Genomic DNA, 17,073 nt, shown 5'->3' with positions numbered 1-17,073 from the left:
GCAACTGATTTTAGGATGCAGATTATGCACAGGCTAAAGCACGGCCTGCTTCAGGCCGCCGGTTGGCTGTTCTACTTGAGTTTGCTGATGGGCATGGCCTTGTTGCTGCCCGCCTCGACCTTCGACTCACAGTCCAAGGACTTCATTTTCCTGATTGGCGCCGTGGGCATCTGGCGCTACTCGATGGGTGCCACGCACTTTGTCCGCGGCATGCTGTTTCTCTACGTGGTCTACCCGCACCTGCGGCGCAAGGTGCGCAAGCTCGGCAGCGCGGCGGACCCGTCCCATGTGTACCTGATGGTCACCAGCTTCCGGATCGACGCACTGACCACCGCCCAGGTCTACGGCTCGGTGATCCGTGAAGCCATCGACTGCGGCTTCCCCACCACCGTGGTCTGCTCGATCGTGGAGATGTCCGACGAGCTGCTGGTGAAAAGCCTCTGGGCGCGGATGAACCCGCCGGAGCGGGTCAAGCTGGACTTCGTGCGCATCCCCGGCACCGGCAAGCGCGACGGCCTGGCCTTCGGTTTCCGCGCCATCTCCCGCCACCTGCCGGACAGCCGCGCCGTGGTGGCGGTGATCGACGGCGACACCGTGCTCGGCGAAGGCGTGGTGCGCAAGACCGTGCCCTGGTTCCAGCTGTTCGGCAACGTCGGCGGCCTGACCACCAACGAGTTCTGCGAAGTGCGCGGCGGCTACATCATGAGCGAATGGCACAAGCTGCGCTTCGCCCAGCGCCACATCAACATGTGCTCCATGGCCCTGTCCAAGCGCGTGCTGACCATGACCGGACGCATGTCGGTGTTCCGCGCCACCGTGGTCACCGACCCGGACTTCATCGCCGACGTCGAAAGCGACTCCCTGCAGCACTGGCGCCTGGGCCGCTTCAAGTTCCTCACCGGCGACGACAAGTCCAGCTGGTTCAGCCTGATGCGCCTGGGCTACGACACCTTCTACGTGCCTGACGCGGCGATCAACACCGTGGAGCACCCGCCGGAGAAGAGCTTCATCAAGGCCAGCCGCAAGCTGATGTTCCGCTGGTACGGCAACAACCTGCGGCAGAACGCCCGGGCCCTGGGCCTGGGCATCAAACGCCTGGGGCTGTTCACCAGCGTGGTGCTGTTCGACCAGCGCGTGTCGATGTGGACCTCACTGCTGGGCCTGACCGTGGCCCTCATCGCCAGCTTCAAGTACGGCACCGCCTTCATCCTTGCCTACCTGCTGTGGATCGGCATTACCCGGCTGATCCTGACCCTGCTGCTGTCCTGCTCGGGGCACCGCATCGGCCCGGCCTACCCCTTGATTCTCTATTACAACCAGATCGTCGGCGCGCTGGTGAAGATCTACGTGTTCTTCCGCCTCGACCAGCAATCCTGGACCCGCCAGGACACCAAACTGACCCGTGATCTCGCCAGCTTTCAACGTTGGTTCAACACCTGGTCGTCTCGAACCATGACCTTCTCCGCCGGCAGCGTGTTCGTCGCCGTGCTGCTGCTGATGGTCTGACCCGACTTGCCTGAATTAACTAGGAAATCGACTCTATGAACACCGCCGTGAACGTCAACGTAGTGCATGAATCCGAAGCCCAACGCCAGCACGCCCGGGTCAAGATCCCGGCCAAGCTGCGCTTCTTCGGGACCGAGGCCAAGCCCCTTGAAGTGCGGGTCCACGACCTCTCCGCCGGCGGCCTGAGCTTCAACGCCGGGCAGCAGATGCTGACCGTGGGCGCCGTGCACAAGGGCCGCCTGCAATTTGTCATCGACAACCTCGGCCTGGCCATGGACGTCGAGCTGCAGATCCGCTCCTTCGACCGCCAGAGCGGCCGCGTCGGTTGCCAGTTCCAGAACCTCGAACCCCAGGACATCTCCACCCTGCGCCACCTGATCACCTCGCACCTGGCCGGCGACATCGTCAGCATGGGCGACGTGCTCGCCACCCTGCAGCGCGACAACTTCACCAAGGCGCGCAAGACCAAGGACAGCGGCAGCGGCATGACCGCGATGGGGCGTCTGCGGGCCGTGACCTTCAGCGCCGGGATCTTCATCGTCGGCCTCGCCGCCTTCGGCTTCGTGCTCAAGTCGGTGTACGGCATGTACTTCGTCAGCCACGCCCAGGCCGGGCTGGTCAACGTCCCGGGGATGAACGTCACCATGCCCCGCGACGGCACCGTACAGAGCCTGGTGCAGACCGATGGCAGCGTGGCCAAGGGCGCGCCCCTGGCCAGCTTCAGCACCAGCATGCTGGACGTGCTCAAGGGCCACCTGGACGAAAACCAGCTGCAGCCGGCCAAGGTCGAGGAACTGTTCGGCAAGCAGATGACCGGCACCCTGACCTCCCCCTGCGACTGCACCGTGGCCCAGCAACTGGTGGCCGACGGGCAGTATGCCAGCAAGGGCGACGTGATCTTCCAACTGGTGCCGCGCAACAGCCAGGCCAACGTCGAGGCGCGGTTCTCCTACCGCCAGTTCGGCGACGTGCGCCCGGGCACCAAGGTCAACTTCCAGATCGCCGGCGAGGATCAAGTGCGCCGCGGCACCATCGTCAGCAGCGCCAGCCTCAACAGCAACGACCTGTCCTCCGACATCCGTGTGCAGATCAAGCCCGACGCCCCCCTGAGCAGCGCCTTCGCCGGCCGCCCGGTGGAAGTCAGCAGCGACCGCGGCCCTTCGATGAACTGGCTGATCGACAAAGCCATGGCCGCCGGTCTCTGAGCGGAGGACATGCCTGTGACTAGCCTTTTGATTGGCGAGTGCCGCGCACTCGAGCGCGAGCAAGCTCGCTCCTACCCGAGCAACGCCGCCCCCCGTAGCAGCGAGCTTGCTCGCGAAAGCGCCCCAGGCCGTCGCCATCTGGCCCTGTGCTCCCTGGCGCTGGCCGTGAGCCTGGCCGGTTGCGCCGGCCTGCCGGACCAGCGCCTGGCCAACGAAGCCCTGAAGCGCGGCGACACCGCCCTGGCCCAGCAGAACTACCGCCAGCTGGCAGACCTGGGCTACAGCGAAGCGCAAGTGGGCCTGGCCGACATCCAGGTGGAAAGCCGCGACCCGGCGCAGATCAAGCAGGCCGAGGCCACCTACCGCGCCGCGGCCGACACCTCGCCACGGGCCCAGGCACGCCTGGGTCGGCTGCTGGTGGCCAAGCCCGGCTCCACCGAAGCCGAGCAGCACGAAGCCGAGGGCCTGCTGAAAAAAGCCTTTGCCAATGGCGAAGGCAACACCCTGATCCCCCTGGCGATGCTGTACCTGCAATACCCCCACAGTTTCCCCAACGTCGACGCCCAGCGGCAAATCAGCCAATGGCGTACCGCCGGCTACCCGGAAGCCGGCCTGGCCCAGGTCCTGCTGTACCGCACCCAGGGCACCTACGACCAGCACCTGGACCAGGTGGAAAGCATCTGCAAGGCCGCCCTCAACAGCACCGACATCTGCTACGTAGAACTGGCCACCGTCTACCAGAAACGCGGCCAACCGGAGCAGCAGGCCGAGTTGATCAAGCAGTTGCAGGCCGGCTATAGCCGCGGCGCCATCAGCGCCCAGCGGGTCGACAGCGTGGCCCGGGTGCTGGGGGATGCCAGCCTCGGCAAGCCGGACGAAAAGACCGCCCAGGCCCTGCTGGAACAGGTCGCCCCCGGCTACCCGGCGTCCTGGGTCAGCCTGGCGCAACTGCTCTACGACTTCCCCGAGCTGGGTGACGTCGACAAGATGATGGAGTACCTGGACAACGGCCGTGCCGCCGACCAGCCCCGGGCCGAGCTGCTGCTGGGCAAGCTGTACTACGAAGGCAAGTGGGTCCCGGCCGACGCCAAGGTCGCCGAAGAACACTTCCAGAAAGCCGTGGGCAAGGAAGTGGCCGCCGATTACTACCTGGGGCAGATCTACCGCCGTGGCTACCTGGGCCAGGTCTATCCGCAAAAAGCCCTGGACCACCTGCTGACCGCCGCCCGCAACGGCCAGAACAGCGCCGACTTCGCCATTGCCCAGCTGTTTTCCCAGGGCCGCGGCACCGCGCCCAACCCGGTCAACGCCTACGTCTTCAGCCAGCTGGCCAAGACCCAGGACACGCCCCAGGCCAACGAACTGGCCCAACAGCTGGATCAACAACTGCCCCCCGGCCAGCGCGCCGAAGCCCAGCGCCTGCTGCAACAGGAGCAGGCGGTACGTGGCGCCCTGACCCAGAACACGCTGCAACTGCACGCCCTGCAGGAAGAAGACGGCGAGGAATCCCTATGAAGCTCACCCCATTCAACAACGCCCCTGTAGCCGCTGCCGCAGGCAAGCGCTTCAGCCTGTCGAAACTGGGCATGGCCCTGGGTGTTGCCATGATCTGGTCCAACCCGACCCTGGCCGCCCTCACCGACACCAAGAACTTCGGCCTGGAAGTGAAGATCACCGGCCAGTCCGAGGACGATCGCGACCTCGGCACCCAAGGCGGTGGCGACGTCAACGGCATCGGCCTCGACCTGCGGCCCTGGGTCTACGGCGAAAGCGGCAACTGGAGCGCCTACGCCATGGGCCAGGCGGTGACCTCCACCGACGTGATCGAAACCGACACCCTGCAACAGTCCAGCGATGACGCCAGCCAGCAATCCAGCAACGACGACCGCAAGACCAAGAAGAATTACCTGGCCATGCGCGAATTCTGGGTCGGCTACAGCGGCTTCACCGCCTACCCCGGCGAGCAGTTGAAGTTCGGTCGCCAGCGCCTGCGCAACGATGACGGGCAATGGCGCGACACCAATATCGAAGCCCTCAACTGGACCTTCGACACCACCCTGCTGCGGGCCAACCTGGGGGCCGCCGAGCGCTTCAGCGAATACCGCACCGACCTCAAGGAACTGGCGCCCAAGGACAAGGATCGCCTGCACCTGTACGCCGACGCCGCCTACCAGTGGACGCCCGGCCAGTGGGTGGGCATCCGCGCCCACCACAGCCACGACGACGGCAAGCTCGACTATGCCGAGCCCGGGGTGGCCAGCGACCCGCTGGACAAGAAACAGAACGGCGACCTGACCTGGCTCGGCCTGGAAGCCAACAGCGACGCCTATAACTGGCGCAACACCAATACCGTCAACTACTGGGCCAGCCTCACCGGCATGCGCGGCGACCGCGACACGGTCAACCCGCTGAACGCCGACGGCAGCCGCCCGACCCAAGCCAAGCGCGGTGACAACCTCGACGGCTGGGCCACCGACCTGGGGGTGCGCCTGCGCCTGGACCCGAACTGGCAAGTAGGCGCGGCCTATGCCCGGGCCAGCGCCGAGTACGAACAGAACGGCCTGCAAAGCAACCGTTCCAACTACACCGGCACCCGCTCCCGGGTGCACCGCTTCGGCGAAGCTTTCCGGGGCGAAATGAACAACACCCAGACCGCCACCCTGTTCGGCTCCTGGCAACTGCGCGAGGACTACGACGCCAGCCTGGTCTACCACAAATTCTGGCGCGTGGACGGCAACAAGCCGGTGGGCAGCAACGGCATCAACGCTGTGGACAACAACTACGACGACACCACCGGCGCCCTGCTCAGCAGCACCTCGCTGCCACTCATGGACGGCAAGAAAGACCTCGGCCAGGAGATGGACCTGGTGGTCACCAAGTACTTCAAGCAAGGCCTGTTGCCGGCGGCCCTGAGCCAGTCGATCGATGAACCTTCGGCCCTGGTGCGTTTTCGTGGTGGCGTGTTCAAGCCCGGCGATGCCTACGGCAAAGAGGTCGACTCCTACATGCACCGCGCCTTTATCGACGTGATCTGGCGCTTCTGATGCAAGCCGCCAAAGGAGTGCCCGACATGAATGGCTACCCCCACAACAGCCAGCGCTACAAAGGCTCCCTGAGCCTGCTGGCCGGCGCCCTGCTGCTGGCCGGCAGCAGCGCCTTCGCCAGCGTTGAAGCGGCCAAGGCGCCAATCGTCGCCAAGGAGCTGCAACAGGCCAAGACCTACACCGTCAGCAGTGCCCCCACCGAGCCCCTGGCCCTGGCTAAGCCGACCCTGCCCGACCTCTCCGGCTACACCGCCGAAGCGGCCGCGGCGAAGATCGTGCGCAGCAAGCCGGGCAAGATCAGCGTGCGCCGGATGATGCAGGAAGACGCCCTGAAAGACTTTATCGGCGGCGACAACAAGATGGCCGAATGGGTGGTGCGCCAGCACGGCATTCCCCAGGCGATCTTCATCGACGACGGCTACGTCAACCTCAAGCAACTGGTGGGCAAGCTGCCCAAGCAGTACATCAGCGAAACCGCGCCCGGGGTCTACCTGGCGCGCGTGCCCATCGTCGTCGGCCGCCACGGCATCCTGGAAATCGACCAGCAGACCCAGGAGCTGCGCCTGTCCCAGGAAGGCGGCTCATTCCTGGTCAACGACGGCCAGCTGTTCGTGCGTGACAGCAAAGTTACCGGCTGGCGCGAGAAGGACAACGGCCCGGCGACTTTCCGCTCGCCCAAGGAGTTCCGCCCGTTCCTGCTGGCCTGGGGCGGCACCGAGACCTACATCGTCAACAGTACGATGGCCAGCTTCGGCTACGCCAACTCCAAGTCCTACGGGGTGAGCATTTCCCAGTACACGCCGAACATGGCCAAGGTCCTCAAGCGCCCCGAGCCCACCGGCTGGATCATCGGCTCGACCTTCTCGGACATGTGGTACGGCTTCTACTGCTACGAGACCCGGGACTTCGTGCTCAAGGGCAACACCTACAAGGACAACATCGTCTACGGCATCGACCCCCACGACCGTTCCCACGGCCTGATCATTGCCGACAACAGCGTCCACGGCACCAAGAAGAAGCACGGCATCATCATTTCCCGGGAAGTGAACGACAGCTTCATCTTCAACAATCGCAGCTACGACAACCACCTTTCCGGGCTGGTGATCGACCGTAACAGCGTCAACAACCTGATCGCCTACAACGAGATCTACCGCAACCACACCGACGGCATCACCCTCTACGAGAGTGCCGACAACCTGATCTACGGCAACAAGGTGATCAGCAACCGCCGCCACGGCATCCGCATTCGCAACAGCGTGAACATCCGCCTGTACGAAAACATCGCCATGGCCAACGGCCTGACCGGGGTCTACGGCCACATCAAGGACCTGTCCGACACCGACCGCGACATCAAGCTCGACCCGTTCGACGCCCAGGTCTCGCTGATCGTGGTTGGCGGCGAGCTGGCGGCCAACGGCAGCGGGCCGATGTCCATCGACTCGCCCCTGAGCGTGGAGCTGTACCGGGTCTCCATGCTGGCGCCGACCAAAAGCAGCGGCATCAGCTTCTCCGGAGTCCTGGGCGAGCGCCAGGATGAAATTCTCGACCTGCTGGTGCGCCAGCAGAAAGCCGTGTTGATCGACCCCGTCGAACGCCAGACCGAAATGCGGGATTGAGGATGACTGTCATGCACCCACACTGGATCAAACTCCTGGGCCTGTCGGCCCTGACCGCGGGGATTCTCACCGCCAGCGCCGGCGCCCGTGCCGACGAAAGCAGCGCCACCAGCGCCGCGCCAAATTTCAAGGCCGAGCCGTGCTGCAACCTGTGCCCGGCCGCCCACGATGCAAAAAACTACGTGACCCGCTACCAGCAGAACTTCACCACCCTGGTGCAAGCCCAGGGCGACTGGCTGTTCCGTACCCAGGAAGATTTGCGCACCGAGTTCAACACCACACCGGAAGGCTACCGCCGCCTCAAGCAGCTGCACCAAGCCTTCAAGAGCAAGGGCGTGGAGCTGGTGCTGGTCTACCAACCGACCCGCGGCCTGGTGAACCGCAACAAGCTCAACCCGGCGGAAAAAGCCCGCTTCGACTACGACAAGGCCCTGAGCAACTACAAGGCCATGCTCGGCCGCTTCGCGCAGATGGGCTACGTGGTGCCGGACCTCTCGCCGCTGACCAACGAACAGCTGCCCGAGACCCTGCCGGCCCACGACTTCTACTTCCGCGGCGACCAGCACTGGACGCCTTACGGCGCCCAGCGCACGGCGCAGATCGTCGCCGACAAGGTCAAGCAACTGCCGGCCTTCGCCGACGTGCCACGGCGTGAATTCGAGACCCGCAAATCCGGGCGCATGGGCAAGACCGGCACCCTGCACAACATGGCCGGGCAGCTGTGCGGCACCAGCTACGCCATCCAGTACATGGACCAGTTCACCACCGAGCCCAAGGGCGAAGCCGGCGACGGCGACCTGTTCGGCGATTCCGGCAACCCACAGATCACCCTGGTGGGCACCAGCCACAGTGGCAAGAACTACAACTTCGCCGGCTTCCTTGAAGAAGCCATCGGTGCCGACATTCTCAACGTCGCCTTCCCCGGCGGCGGCCTGGAAGGCTCGATGCTGCAGTACCTGGGCAGCGATGAATTCCAGAAGAGCCCGCCGAAGATCCTCATCTGGGAATTCTCGCCGCTGTACCGCCTGGACCAGGAAACCATCTACCGGCAGATGATGGCCCTGCTGGACAACGGCTGCGAGGGCAAGGATGCGCAGATGACCGGCAGCACCACCCTCAAGCCCGGCAAGAATGAACTGCTGGTCAACAGCAAGAACCTGGACCTGCGCAACAGCGGCCATCAGGTCGACATCCGCTTCGCCGACCCTTCGGTGAAAACCCTGCAAGCCACCCTCTGGTACATGAACGGGCGCCACGAGGACATCAAGATCGAAAAACCGGAAACGTCCGACACCGACGGGCGCTTCGCCTTCGAACTGCGCACGGACCAAGACTGGGCCGCACAGAACCTGCTGGCGGTCGAGATCCAGGGCCCGGAAGCGGGCACGACGGGGCAGAAGGTCGAAGCGAAAATTTGCAAACGCAACGTATTCCCGAGCGCCGAGCAACGCACCGCGCAGATCGGGCAATGAGGTTTCCCATGCAAAGCACAGACTTGAAACGCTTGTTGATCCCCAGCCTGCTGGGGCTGGCCATCGTTACCGGCAGCGCCCAGGCCGCCGCGCCGCTGCGTCCGCCCCAGGGCTATTTCGCCCCGGTGGACAAGTTCAAGAGCGGCGACCACAGCGAGGGCTGCGACGCCATGCCGGCGCCCTACACCGGCGCCCTGCAGTTTCGCAGCAAGTACGAAGGCTCGGACAAGGCCCGGGCCACCCTCAATGTGCAGTCCGAACAGGCCTTTCGCGACACCACCGCGGACATCACCAAGATCGAGCGCGGCACCAGCAAGCGGGTCATGCAGTTCATGCGCGACGGCCGCCCGGAACAGCTGGACTGCACCCTCGCCTGGCTCAGCGCCTGGGCCCAGGCCGATGCGCTGATGTCCAGGGACTTCAACCACACCGGCAAGTCCATGCGCAAATGGGCCCTGGGCAGCATGGCCTCGGCCTACCTGCGGCTGAAGTTCTCCGACTCCCACCCCCTGGCCACCCACCAGGAACAGGCGCAGAAGATCGAAGCCTGGTTCAGCAAGATGGCCGACCAGGTGGTCAGCGACTGGGACAACCTGCCCCTGGACAAGACCAACAACCACTCCTACTGGGCCGCCTGGTCGGTAATGGCTACCGCCGTGGCCACCAACCGCCGCGACCTGTTCGACTGGGCAGTGAAGGAATACAAGGTCGGCGCCAACCAGATCGACGCCGACGGCTTCTTGCCCAACGAACTCAAGCGCCAGCAACGGGCCCTGGCCTACCACAACTACGCCCTGCCGCCGCTGGCGATGATTGCCAGCTTCGCCCAGGTCAACGGTGTGGACCTGCGCCAGGAAAACCACGGCGCCCTCAAGCGCCTGGGCGAACGGGTGCTGGCCGGGGTCAAGGACCCGGACACCTTCGAGCAGAAGAACGGCAAGCAACAGGACATGACCGACCTCAAGGTCGATTCGAAATTCGCCTGGCTGGAACCCTACTGCAGCCTCTACACCTGCGCCCCGGATGTGCTGGAGCGCAAGCACAAGATGCAGCCGTTCAAGACCTTCCGCCTGGGGGGCGACCTGACCAAGGTCTACGACCCGGCCCACGAAAAAGGTTCCTGAGCACCACCCGCAAACGACCCACCGTAGGAGCTGGCTTGCCAGCGAAGAGGCCCTCAAGGACTCCGTCACATCCAAGGACGCCTTCGCCGGCAAGCCGGCTCCTACACAGGGCGCGCTACACGCAGTACCGCTTCCCCGGTTTTCACGGGGGGGTTTGGGGGGGCTCCGGCCTCTGACTATTGGTTAAACATGGAGAGATCGGGATGGTTTTCTCATCCAATGTGTTCCTGTTCCTGTTCCTGCCGATCTTTCTCGGCTTGTACTACTTGAGCGGGCAACGCTATCGCAATCTGCTGCTGCTGATCGCCAGCTACGTGTTCTATGCCTGGTGGCGCGTGGACTTCCTGGCGTTGTTCGCCGGGGTCACCCTGTGGAACTACTGGATCGGCCTGAAAGTCGGCGCCGCCGGGGTCAGGAGCAAACCCGCCCAGCGCTGGCTGCTGCTGGGGGTGGCGGTAGACCTGTGCATCCTCGGCTACTTCAAGTACGCCAACTTCGGCGTCGACAGCATCAACGCCATCATGACTTCCATGGGGCTTGAGCCGTTCATCCTGACCCACGTGCTGCTGCCGATCGGCATCTCGTTCTACATCTTCGAGTCCATCAGCTACATCATCGACGTCTACCGCGGCGACACCCCGGCCACCCGCAACCTGATCGACTTCGCGGCGTTCGTGGCGATCTTCCCGCACCTGATCGCCGGCCCCGTGCTGCGCTTTCGCGACCTGGCGGACCAGTTCAACAACCGCACCCACACCCTGGACAAGTTCTCCGAAGGCTGCACCCGCTTCATGCAGGGCTTCATCAAGAAAGTGTTTATCGCCGACACCCTGGCGGTGGTCGCCGACCATTGCTTCGCCCTGCACAACCCCACCACCGGGGACGCCTGGCTCGGCGCCCTGGCCTACACCGCGCAGCTGTACTTCGACTTCTCCGGCTACAGCGACATGGCCATCGGCCTGGGCTTGATGATGGGTTTTCGCTTCATGGAAAACTTCAAGCAGCCCTACATCAGCCAGTCGATCACCGAGTTCTGGCGGCGCTGGCACATCAGCCTCTCCACCTGGCTGCGGGACTACCTGTACATCACCCTGGGGGGCAACCGCAAAGGCACCCTGATCACCTACCGCAACCTGTTCTTGACCATGCTCCTGGGTGGCCTGTGGCACGGCGCCAACTTCACCTACATCGTCTGGGGCGCCTGGCACGGCATGTGGCTGGCCATCGAAAAGGCCCTGGGCATCAACACCACGCCGCGCAGCCTGAACCCAGTGCGCTGGGCCCTGACCTTTCTGCTGGTGGTGATGGGCTGGGTGATCTTCCGCGCCGAGAACCTGCACGTGGCAGGCCGCATGTACGGCGCCATGTTCAGCTTCGGCGACTGGTCGCTGTCGGAACTCAACCGCGCCAGCCTCACCGGCCTGCAAGTGGCGACCCTGGTCCTGGCCTACGCCACCCTGGCGTTCTTCGGCCTGCGTGACCTGTACCGCAACCCGGCGCCGGTCAAGGCCAAGCCTGAAGTCGACAGCCCAGACGACGGCCCGGCCAGCGCCCAGCCCGGCCTGATCAAGGCGGTACCCGGGGACAATCCCGGCAGCATCCACCAACCGGGCTACATCGTCGGCCGCGAGGCCCAGGTGCAGCCGGCCTACTGGACTGCCGACTGGTCGCGCTACGCCATGCGCGCCCTGGTGCTGCTGCTGTTCATCGCCTCGATTCTCAAACTCTCGGCGCAAAGCTTCTCGCCGTTCCTTTACTTCCAGTTCTGAGGGATCTGCCCATGACCCGCTCATTACGTGTGTTCTACATCGCGCTGTTCCTGGTGACCCTGATGGTCCTCGGGCTGTGGTCGGCGCGCAGCTTCTTCGGCTTCAGCACCAACAATGACGCCACCGTGCTCAACGGGCGCTGGGCCAAGGCGGTGGAAACCCACTACGACGACCAGTTCCCGATCAAGCGCCTGGGCACCAACCTCTGGGCCGCCCTGGACTTCAAGCTGTTCAACGAAGGCCGCCCGGGGGTGGTGCTGGGCCGCGACCAGTGGCTGTACAGCGATGAAGAGTTCAACCCGGTGGTCAACGAGGAACTCAACCTGCAGGGCAACTACGCCCTGGTGGAAGGCGTGCGCCAGACCTTGAAAGAGCACGGGGTGAAACTGGTGATGGCCATCGTTCCGGCCAAGGTGCGCCTGTACCCGGAACACATGGACGAGGTGCGCCCGGCGCGCATTCACGCCAACCTCTACCAGGACTTCCACGCCCGGGTCGCCGCCGACAAGATCCTCGCCCCCGACCTGCTGGGCCCCCTGCAACAGGCCAAGCAGCAGGGCCAGCAAGTGTTCCTGCGCACCGACACCCACTGGACCCCGGCGGGCGCCGAAGTCGTCGCCCGGCAACTGGCCCAGACCATCGCCGCCAAGAGCCCGCTCAGCGGCCAGCCGCAACGCTTCGTCACCGAAACCCAGGAGACCGTGGAGCACCAGGGCGACCTGCGGCGCTTCCTGCCCCTGGACCCGCTGTTCGAGAACCTGATGCCCGCCGAAGAGCCCCTGCAAAAACGCGTGACCCGGGCCAGCGACGAACAGCCGGCCGCCGACGACGCACTGTTCGCCGACCACGAAGTACCGGTGACCCTGGTGGGCACCAGCTACAGCGCCAACCCCAGCTGGAACTTCGTCGGCGCCCTGAAACAGGCCCTGCACAGCGACGTGCTGAGCTACGCCGAAGACGGCCACGGGCCGATCCTGCCGATGCTCAGCTACCTGAAAAGCGACGACTTCAAGAACAACCCGCCCCAGGTGCTGATCTGGGAATTCCCTGAACGCTATCTGCCTGTGAACAACGAAATCGGCGACGCCGACCCGCAGTGGGTCGCAGAGCTCAAGCAAGCCGGTGCTCGCCAACAGAACGTAGCTGTACTCAACAAATCCGAGACGCCCGACCGGGCGCAAAACTGAAAAGAGGTAACACTCATGACTTTCACTACTACTCCTCGTCGTCTCGCTGCCAAATCCCTGAAAGCTGCCGTATTGGCCGCGGGCCTGGGCCTGCTATCAGCTCCGGTATTCGCCGGTGGCGATGCCGCCCTGTACGGCCCCACCGCGCCCAAGGGCTCGACCTTCGTGCGCCTGTACAACGCCAGCAACAGCGAAGTCAGCGCCACGGTGGGCAGCACCAACGTCAACGACGTCGCGCCCCTGGCCAGCAGCGACTTCAGCTTCATGCCCGGCGGCGACTACACCGCCAAGGTGGGCAGCCAGAGCGTGCCGGTGAAACTCGCGGCCGACCACTATTACACCCTGGTCAACAACGCCAGCGGCCAGCCACAGCTGATCGAAGAGCCGCCGTTCAAGAACAAGCAGAAGTCCCTGGTGCGGGTGCAGAACCTCAGCGACCAGGCCCTGACCCTGAAGACCGCCGACGGCAAGACCGACGTGGTCAAGTCCGTGGAGGCCAAGGGCCGCGGCGAGCGCGAAATCAACCCGGTGAAGGTCAGCTTCGCCCTGTATGACGGCGAGAAAAAGGTCAGCGACCTCAAGCCCGTGGCCCTGGAGCGCGGCGAAGCGGCGGTGCTCTACGTCACCGGCAACGGCAGCAGCCTGTCGCCGGTGTGGGTCAAGCGCCCCGTCTCCACCCGCTAACGAATTTCCGGATGCGCGCCGCACCCGCCTCTCGTAGGAGCTGGCTTGCCAGCGAAGGCGTCCTCAAGCCCGACACAAGGCTCAAAGGCCCCTTCGCCGGCAAGCCGGCTCCTACAGAGGGCAGGCAACGCATCCGGGCACGCGACAAAAACAAGAGTGAAACGACAGAACGCAGTAGCTCTAACCCATACGATATTTGAAGGAGTAACAACATGATTCCGGTGATCTTGTCAGGTGGTAGCGGCTCACGTCTTTGGCCGCTTTCGCGCAAGCAATTCCCCAAGCAGTTCCTCGCCCTGACCGGCGAACACACTTTGTTCCAGCAGACCCTGGAGCGCCTGGTGTTCGAAGGCATGGACACCCCCATCGTGGTCTGCAACAAGGACCACCGCTTTATCGTCAACGAGCAGCTGGCCAACCGTAACCTCGAATCCCAGCGCATCCTCATGGAACCCTTCGGCCGCAACACCGCGCCCGCCGTGGCCCTGACCGCGATGATGCTGGTCAACGAAGGCCGCGACGAACTGATGCTGGTGCTGCCCGCCGACCACGTCCTCGACGACCAGAAAGCCCTGCAACGGGCCCTGGCCCTGGCCACCGTGGCCGCCGAGCGTGGCGAAATGGTGCTGTTCGGCGTACCGGCGACCAAACCGGAAACCGGCTACGGCTACATCAAGTCCAGCAACGACGCCCTGCTCCCGGAGGGAGTCAGCCGGGTCTCGCACTTCGTTGAAAAGCCCGACGAAAAACGCGCCACCGAGTTCGTCCAGGCCGGCGGCTACTTCTGGAACAGCGGCATGTTCCTGTTCCGCGCCAGCCGCTTCCTCGAAGAGCTGAAGAAACACGATCCGGACATCTACGACACCTGCCTCTTGACCCTGGAACGCAGCCAGCAGGACCCGGACACCGTGGACGTCGACGCCGCCACCTTCGCCTGCTGCCCGGACAACTCCATCGACTACGCGGTGATGGAAAAGACCCAACGCGCCTGCGTAGTCCCGCTGACCGCCGGCTGGAGCGACGTAGGCTGCTGGTCGTCGCTGTGGGACGTGCATGAAAAAGACGCCAACGGCAACGTCAGCAAAGGCGACGTGGTGATCCAGGACAGCAAGAACTGCATGATCCACGGCAACGGCAAACTGGTGTCGGTGATCGGCCTGGAGAACATCGTCGTCGTCGAAACCAAGGACGCCATGATGATTGCCCACAAGGACAAGGTCCAAGGGGTGAAACAGATGGTCAACACCCTCAACGAACAAGGCCGCAGCGAGACCCAGAACCACTGCGAGGTCTACCGACCGTGGGGTTCCTACGACTCGGTGGACATGGGCGGACGCTTCCAGGTCAAGCACATTTCGGTCAAGCCGGGGGCCTGCCTGTCCCTGCAGATGCACCACCACCGCGCCGAACACTGGATCGTGGTCAGCGGCACCGCCGAAGTCACCTGTGACGAGAACGTGTTCCTGCTCACCGAGAACCAGTCCACCTACATCCCGATTGCCTCGGTGCACCGCCTGCGCAACCCAGGGAAGATTCCGCTGGAGATCATCGAAGTGCAATCGGGCAGCTATTTGGGCGAAGACGATATCGAGCGGTTTGAGGATATCTACGGGCGTTCTACTCCGGTGGAACGTGGTGTTTCGGTGAAGACCATAGCTCAGTAACAGCGGCAAGTTTCAAGCGGCAAGCTGCAAGTAAAAGCAGGGAGTCGTGCTAGCAAGACCTTTGTGCTCCCCCTTTCCAGGTGCCTGCGTCCCCTATCCGCAGGCGGTTGGACAGGGGGATTTTTTTTCAGAAGCAGGGGCAAGTGGCAAGCTTCAAGCGGCAAGCCAAATCAACAGCCATCTGTGGATACAAAAGGTCGTTCGAGGCTACACATATCGGGTTGACCGCCCTCTTCTCGCTCCCTATCCTCGCGCCTGTCACGACTCATTCGTGATCGAGGTTGACGGCTCGGTTGTTTTCTCAGGAACGCAGTTTCCAACACTGTTTCTTTGGAGCCCACCATGGCCGACCGTATCGCGTTAACCAGCAACGAATCCTCCACCCCCACCCTGTTTATCGACACCCGAGCGCCCTTGGACGAACTCCATGCCAGCGCCGCCTACCGTATCCTCGCGGTAACTCAACTGATGGAAAGCATCGTGCACATGGACAGCCGCCACGCCGATGCCACCGACCTGACACAGATCGCTCACGCCAGCGCCATTCTGTTGCGCGATGGTTGTGATCTGCTGGATGTGTTGGGTCGGCGAATTCGTGGCAGTCAGTATCTGAACTAAAACGCCCCGTGATCGTTCCCTCCTTCAAACGCGGGGGAACGATCTGCAAGCCTATCCTCTCTCCTTCATCTCCAACCCCACCTCATCGATCACTGTCGCGCCCCTCTGCACCACAAAATGCACAGCCCTGCGATGGGGGGCAGCCGTACGCGGATTGGTCGACCGGAGATACAGGCACCCGGCAGGGACGAAGCCCTTCCACGCACAGCTGCCATTGCACAAGTACACAGGTGCACAACGAACTTGCAATAGCGAAATGGGGCGCTGCTGCAGCTATCAAAACGGGTTACCAAGCGAAGGGGTGGCAGCTGCGTGCAGGTTGGTAAACCGGAGATACAGGAGCCCGGCAGGGACGAACCCTCCCACGCACAGCTGCCATTGCACGAGTGAAATACGGCGCTGCTGCGCCTGGATCAGAACGGGTTACCAAGCCCGGCCGCTGAATTGGCAGCGACGGTCAGAGGCTAGTCCAGGTTCGATACGGAGCAACGACAAAGGCGTCGCAGTTTATGTCCAAGCCGCTGGCGTTGGGAACATCCCGGCCTGCGGCGCCTCATCTGTAGCCGCTGCGGTAACAGCGGGGGCCCATGTACGTAGTCCACAAGGCTTTGAAGTCGCCCACACACAACAGCCATCTTCCATCGCCAACCCCACCTACGCTTAGGTAGGATGTCCCCTCCTTTTCCCCGAGGCTCGCGTCATGTTCATCGGCGTTCTGCTGGTCATCACCTGGCTGATCCTGCTTCTGCGCTACCCGGCCAAAGCCCTTCCCGTGTCCCTCGCTGCCGCGTTCGGCCTGGCCCTGGTGGCCTGCTGGGTGGTCTGGCTGGACAACCGCGAAGCCCAGCAACTGGCGCGCCTGGAGCTGCGCCTGACCTACGCCCCGGAACATTGCCCCGCCGACCGGCCGCTGCAGCTCAAGCTCAACAACGGCAACAAAGTGCCTCTGGTCGAACTGCGCTGGCGGGTCGCCGCCTATGCTCCGGGGGACACGGTCAACCTTGCTGACAACCAGTACAGCGCCCCGCGCTATCGCGGTCCCGGCGAGTTACAGGCCGGTGCCAACTGGCAGGACTGCCTGCCGCTGCCGCCGCTGCGCCCGGGCTATCGCCCGCAAACCCTGGAGTTTCGCGCCGAGCGTTTACAGGGTAGTTTCTCCGACTGATTCACCCCCTCCCTCACCC

13 protein-coding genes are annotated in these 17,073 nt (G+C 63.8%); all 13 read left to right on the top strand.

The genetic code is table 11. The annotated features are described in order from the left end of the window. The first annotated feature begins 24 nt into the window (after nucleotides 1-24). The 13 genes from alg8 (at nucleotide 25) to ACZ5BO_RS06435 (ending at nucleotide 17,054) form a co-directional block, all read left to right on the top strand. Nucleotides 25-1,506 (top strand): mannuronan synthase, encoded by a 1,482-nt coding sequence (gene alg8 / locus ACZ5BO_RS06495; RefSeq protein ID WP_161755376.1) that lies wholly within the window; start codon nucleotides 25-27, stop codon nucleotides 1,504-1,506. Nucleotides 1,507-1,541: 35 nt separating this feature from the next. Further along, a complete protein-coding gene (locus ACZ5BO_RS06490) occupies nucleotides 1,542-2,711 on the top strand; it encodes a PilZ domain-containing protein (protein WP_464698826.1) in 1,170 nt (389 codons plus the stop codon). A gap of 9 nt (nucleotides 2,712-2,720) precedes the next feature. Then, the gene (algK, locus tag ACZ5BO_RS06485) at nucleotides 2,721-4,226 is read left to right on the top strand and encodes an alginate biosynthesis TPR repeat lipoprotein AlgK (protein ID WP_464698824.1); all 1,506 of its coding nucleotides are present in this window, start codon (nucleotides 2,721-2,723) and stop codon (nucleotides 4,224-4,226) included. Next, on the top strand, nucleotides 4,223-5,755 hold the full coding sequence (locus tag ACZ5BO_RS06480; protein ID WP_464698822.1) for an alginate export family protein: 1,533 nt from the start codon (nucleotides 4,223-4,225) through the stop codon (nucleotides 5,753-5,755). The genes algK and ACZ5BO_RS06480 overlap by 4 nt, the downstream gene beginning before the upstream one ends. A 26-nt stretch (nucleotides 5,756-5,781) precedes the next feature. After that, nucleotides 5,782-7,371 carry a mannuronan 5-epimerase AlgG gene (gene algG / locus ACZ5BO_RS06475; RefSeq protein ID WP_161755382.1) on the top strand — a complete coding sequence of 530 codons (1,590 nt, stop codon included), beginning with the start codon at nucleotides 5,782-5,784 and terminating at the stop codon, nucleotides 7,369-7,371. Between the two features lie 11 nt (nucleotides 7,372-7,382). Continuing rightward, on the top strand, nucleotides 7,383-8,843 hold the full coding sequence (locus ACZ5BO_RS06470; RefSeq protein WP_464698819.1) for an alginate O-acetyltransferase: 1,461 nt from the start codon (nucleotides 7,383-7,385) through the stop codon (nucleotides 8,841-8,843). A gap of 8 nt (nucleotides 8,844-8,851) precedes the next feature. Next, a complete protein-coding gene (locus ACZ5BO_RS06465) occupies nucleotides 8,852-9,967 on the top strand; it encodes a mannuronate-specific alginate lyase (protein ID WP_025131634.1) in 1,116 nt (371 codons plus the stop codon). Nucleotides 9,968-10,170: 203 nt separating this feature from the next. Further along, entirely contained in the window at nucleotides 10,171-11,736 is a 1,566-nt protein-coding gene (locus tag ACZ5BO_RS06460) for an MBOAT family O-acyltransferase (protein WP_464698817.1), read from the top strand. An 11-nt stretch (nucleotides 11,737-11,747) separates the two neighbouring features. Next, nucleotides 11,748-12,923 (top strand): alginate O-acetyltransferase, encoded by a 1,176-nt coding sequence (locus ACZ5BO_RS06455; RefSeq protein WP_464698815.1) that lies wholly within the window; start codon nucleotides 11,748-11,750, stop codon nucleotides 12,921-12,923. 15 nt (nucleotides 12,924-12,938) lie between these two features. Beyond that, a complete protein-coding gene (locus ACZ5BO_RS06450; protein ID WP_464698813.1) occupies nucleotides 12,939-13,607 on the top strand; it encodes an alginate O-acetyltransferase AlgF in 669 nt (222 codons plus the stop codon). 212 nt (nucleotides 13,608-13,819) lie between these two features. After that, nucleotides 13,820-15,271, top strand: coding sequence for a mannose-1-phosphate guanylyltransferase/mannose-6-phosphate isomerase (locus tag ACZ5BO_RS06445; protein WP_464698811.1), 1,452 nt, complete (start codon nucleotides 13,820-13,822; stop codon nucleotides 15,269-15,271). Nucleotides 15,272-15,613: 342 nt separating this feature from the next. After that, a complete protein-coding gene (locus ACZ5BO_RS06440) occupies nucleotides 15,614-15,889 on the top strand; it encodes a short-chain dehydrogenase (protein ID WP_258718188.1) in 276 nt (91 codons plus the stop codon). A 700-nt stretch (nucleotides 15,890-16,589) separates the two neighbouring features. Further along, nucleotides 16,590-17,054 carry a hypothetical protein gene (locus tag ACZ5BO_RS06435; protein WP_011059362.1) on the top strand — a complete coding sequence of 155 codons (465 nt, stop codon included), beginning with the start codon at nucleotides 16,590-16,592 and terminating at the stop codon, nucleotides 17,052-17,054. Nucleotides 17,055-17,073: the final 19 nt, after the last annotated feature.

Source organism: Pseudomonas sp. FFPRI_1 (assembly GCF_055384485.1).
This window is presented reverse-complemented; position numbering and strand designations above follow the sequence as displayed.

Bases quoted from the DNA above. Each gene is read 5' to 3' on its own strand.
- ACZ5BO_RS06465 (WP_025131634.1), top strand. From the start codon at position 8,852: ATGCAAAGCACAGACTTGAAACGCTTGTTGATCCCCAGCCTGCTGGGG.
- ACZ5BO_RS06455 (WP_464698815.1), top strand. From the start codon at position 11,748: ATGACCCGCTCATTACGTGTGTTCTACATCGCGCTGTTCCTGGTGACC.
- algG (WP_161755382.1), top strand. From the start codon at position 5,782: ATGAATGGCTACCCCCACAACAGCCAGCGCTACAAAGGCTCCCTGAGC.
- ACZ5BO_RS06450 (WP_464698813.1), top strand. From the start codon at position 12,939: ATGACTTTCACTACTACTCCTCGTCGTCTCGCTGCCAAATCCCTGAAA.
- ACZ5BO_RS06435 (WP_011059362.1), top strand. From the start codon at position 16,590: ATGTTCATCGGCGTTCTGCTGGTCATCACCTGGCTGATCCTGCTTCTG.
- ACZ5BO_RS06460 (WP_464698817.1), top strand. From the start codon at position 10,171: ATGGTTTTCTCATCCAATGTGTTCCTGTTCCTGTTCCTGCCGATCTTT.
- ACZ5BO_RS06440 (WP_258718188.1), top strand. From the start codon at position 15,614: ATGGCCGACCGTATCGCGTTAACCAGCAACGAATCCTCCACCCCCACC.
- algK (WP_464698824.1), top strand. From the start codon at position 2,721: ATGCCTGTGACTAGCCTTTTGATTGGCGAGTGCCGCGCACTCGAGCGC.
- ACZ5BO_RS06490 (WP_464698826.1), top strand. From the start codon at position 1,542: ATGAACACCGCCGTGAACGTCAACGTAGTGCATGAATCCGAAGCCCAA.
- alg8 (WP_161755376.1), top strand. From the start codon at position 25: ATGCACAGGCTAAAGCACGGCCTGCTTCAGGCCGCCGGTTGGCTGTTC.
- ACZ5BO_RS06480 (WP_464698822.1), top strand. From the start codon at position 4,223: ATGAAGCTCACCCCATTCAACAACGCCCCTGTAGCCGCTGCCGCAGGC.
- ACZ5BO_RS06445 (WP_464698811.1), top strand. From the start codon at position 13,820: ATGATTCCGGTGATCTTGTCAGGTGGTAGCGGCTCACGTCTTTGGCCG.
- ACZ5BO_RS06470 (WP_464698819.1), top strand. From the start codon at position 7,383: ATGCACCCACACTGGATCAAACTCCTGGGCCTGTCGGCCCTGACCGCG.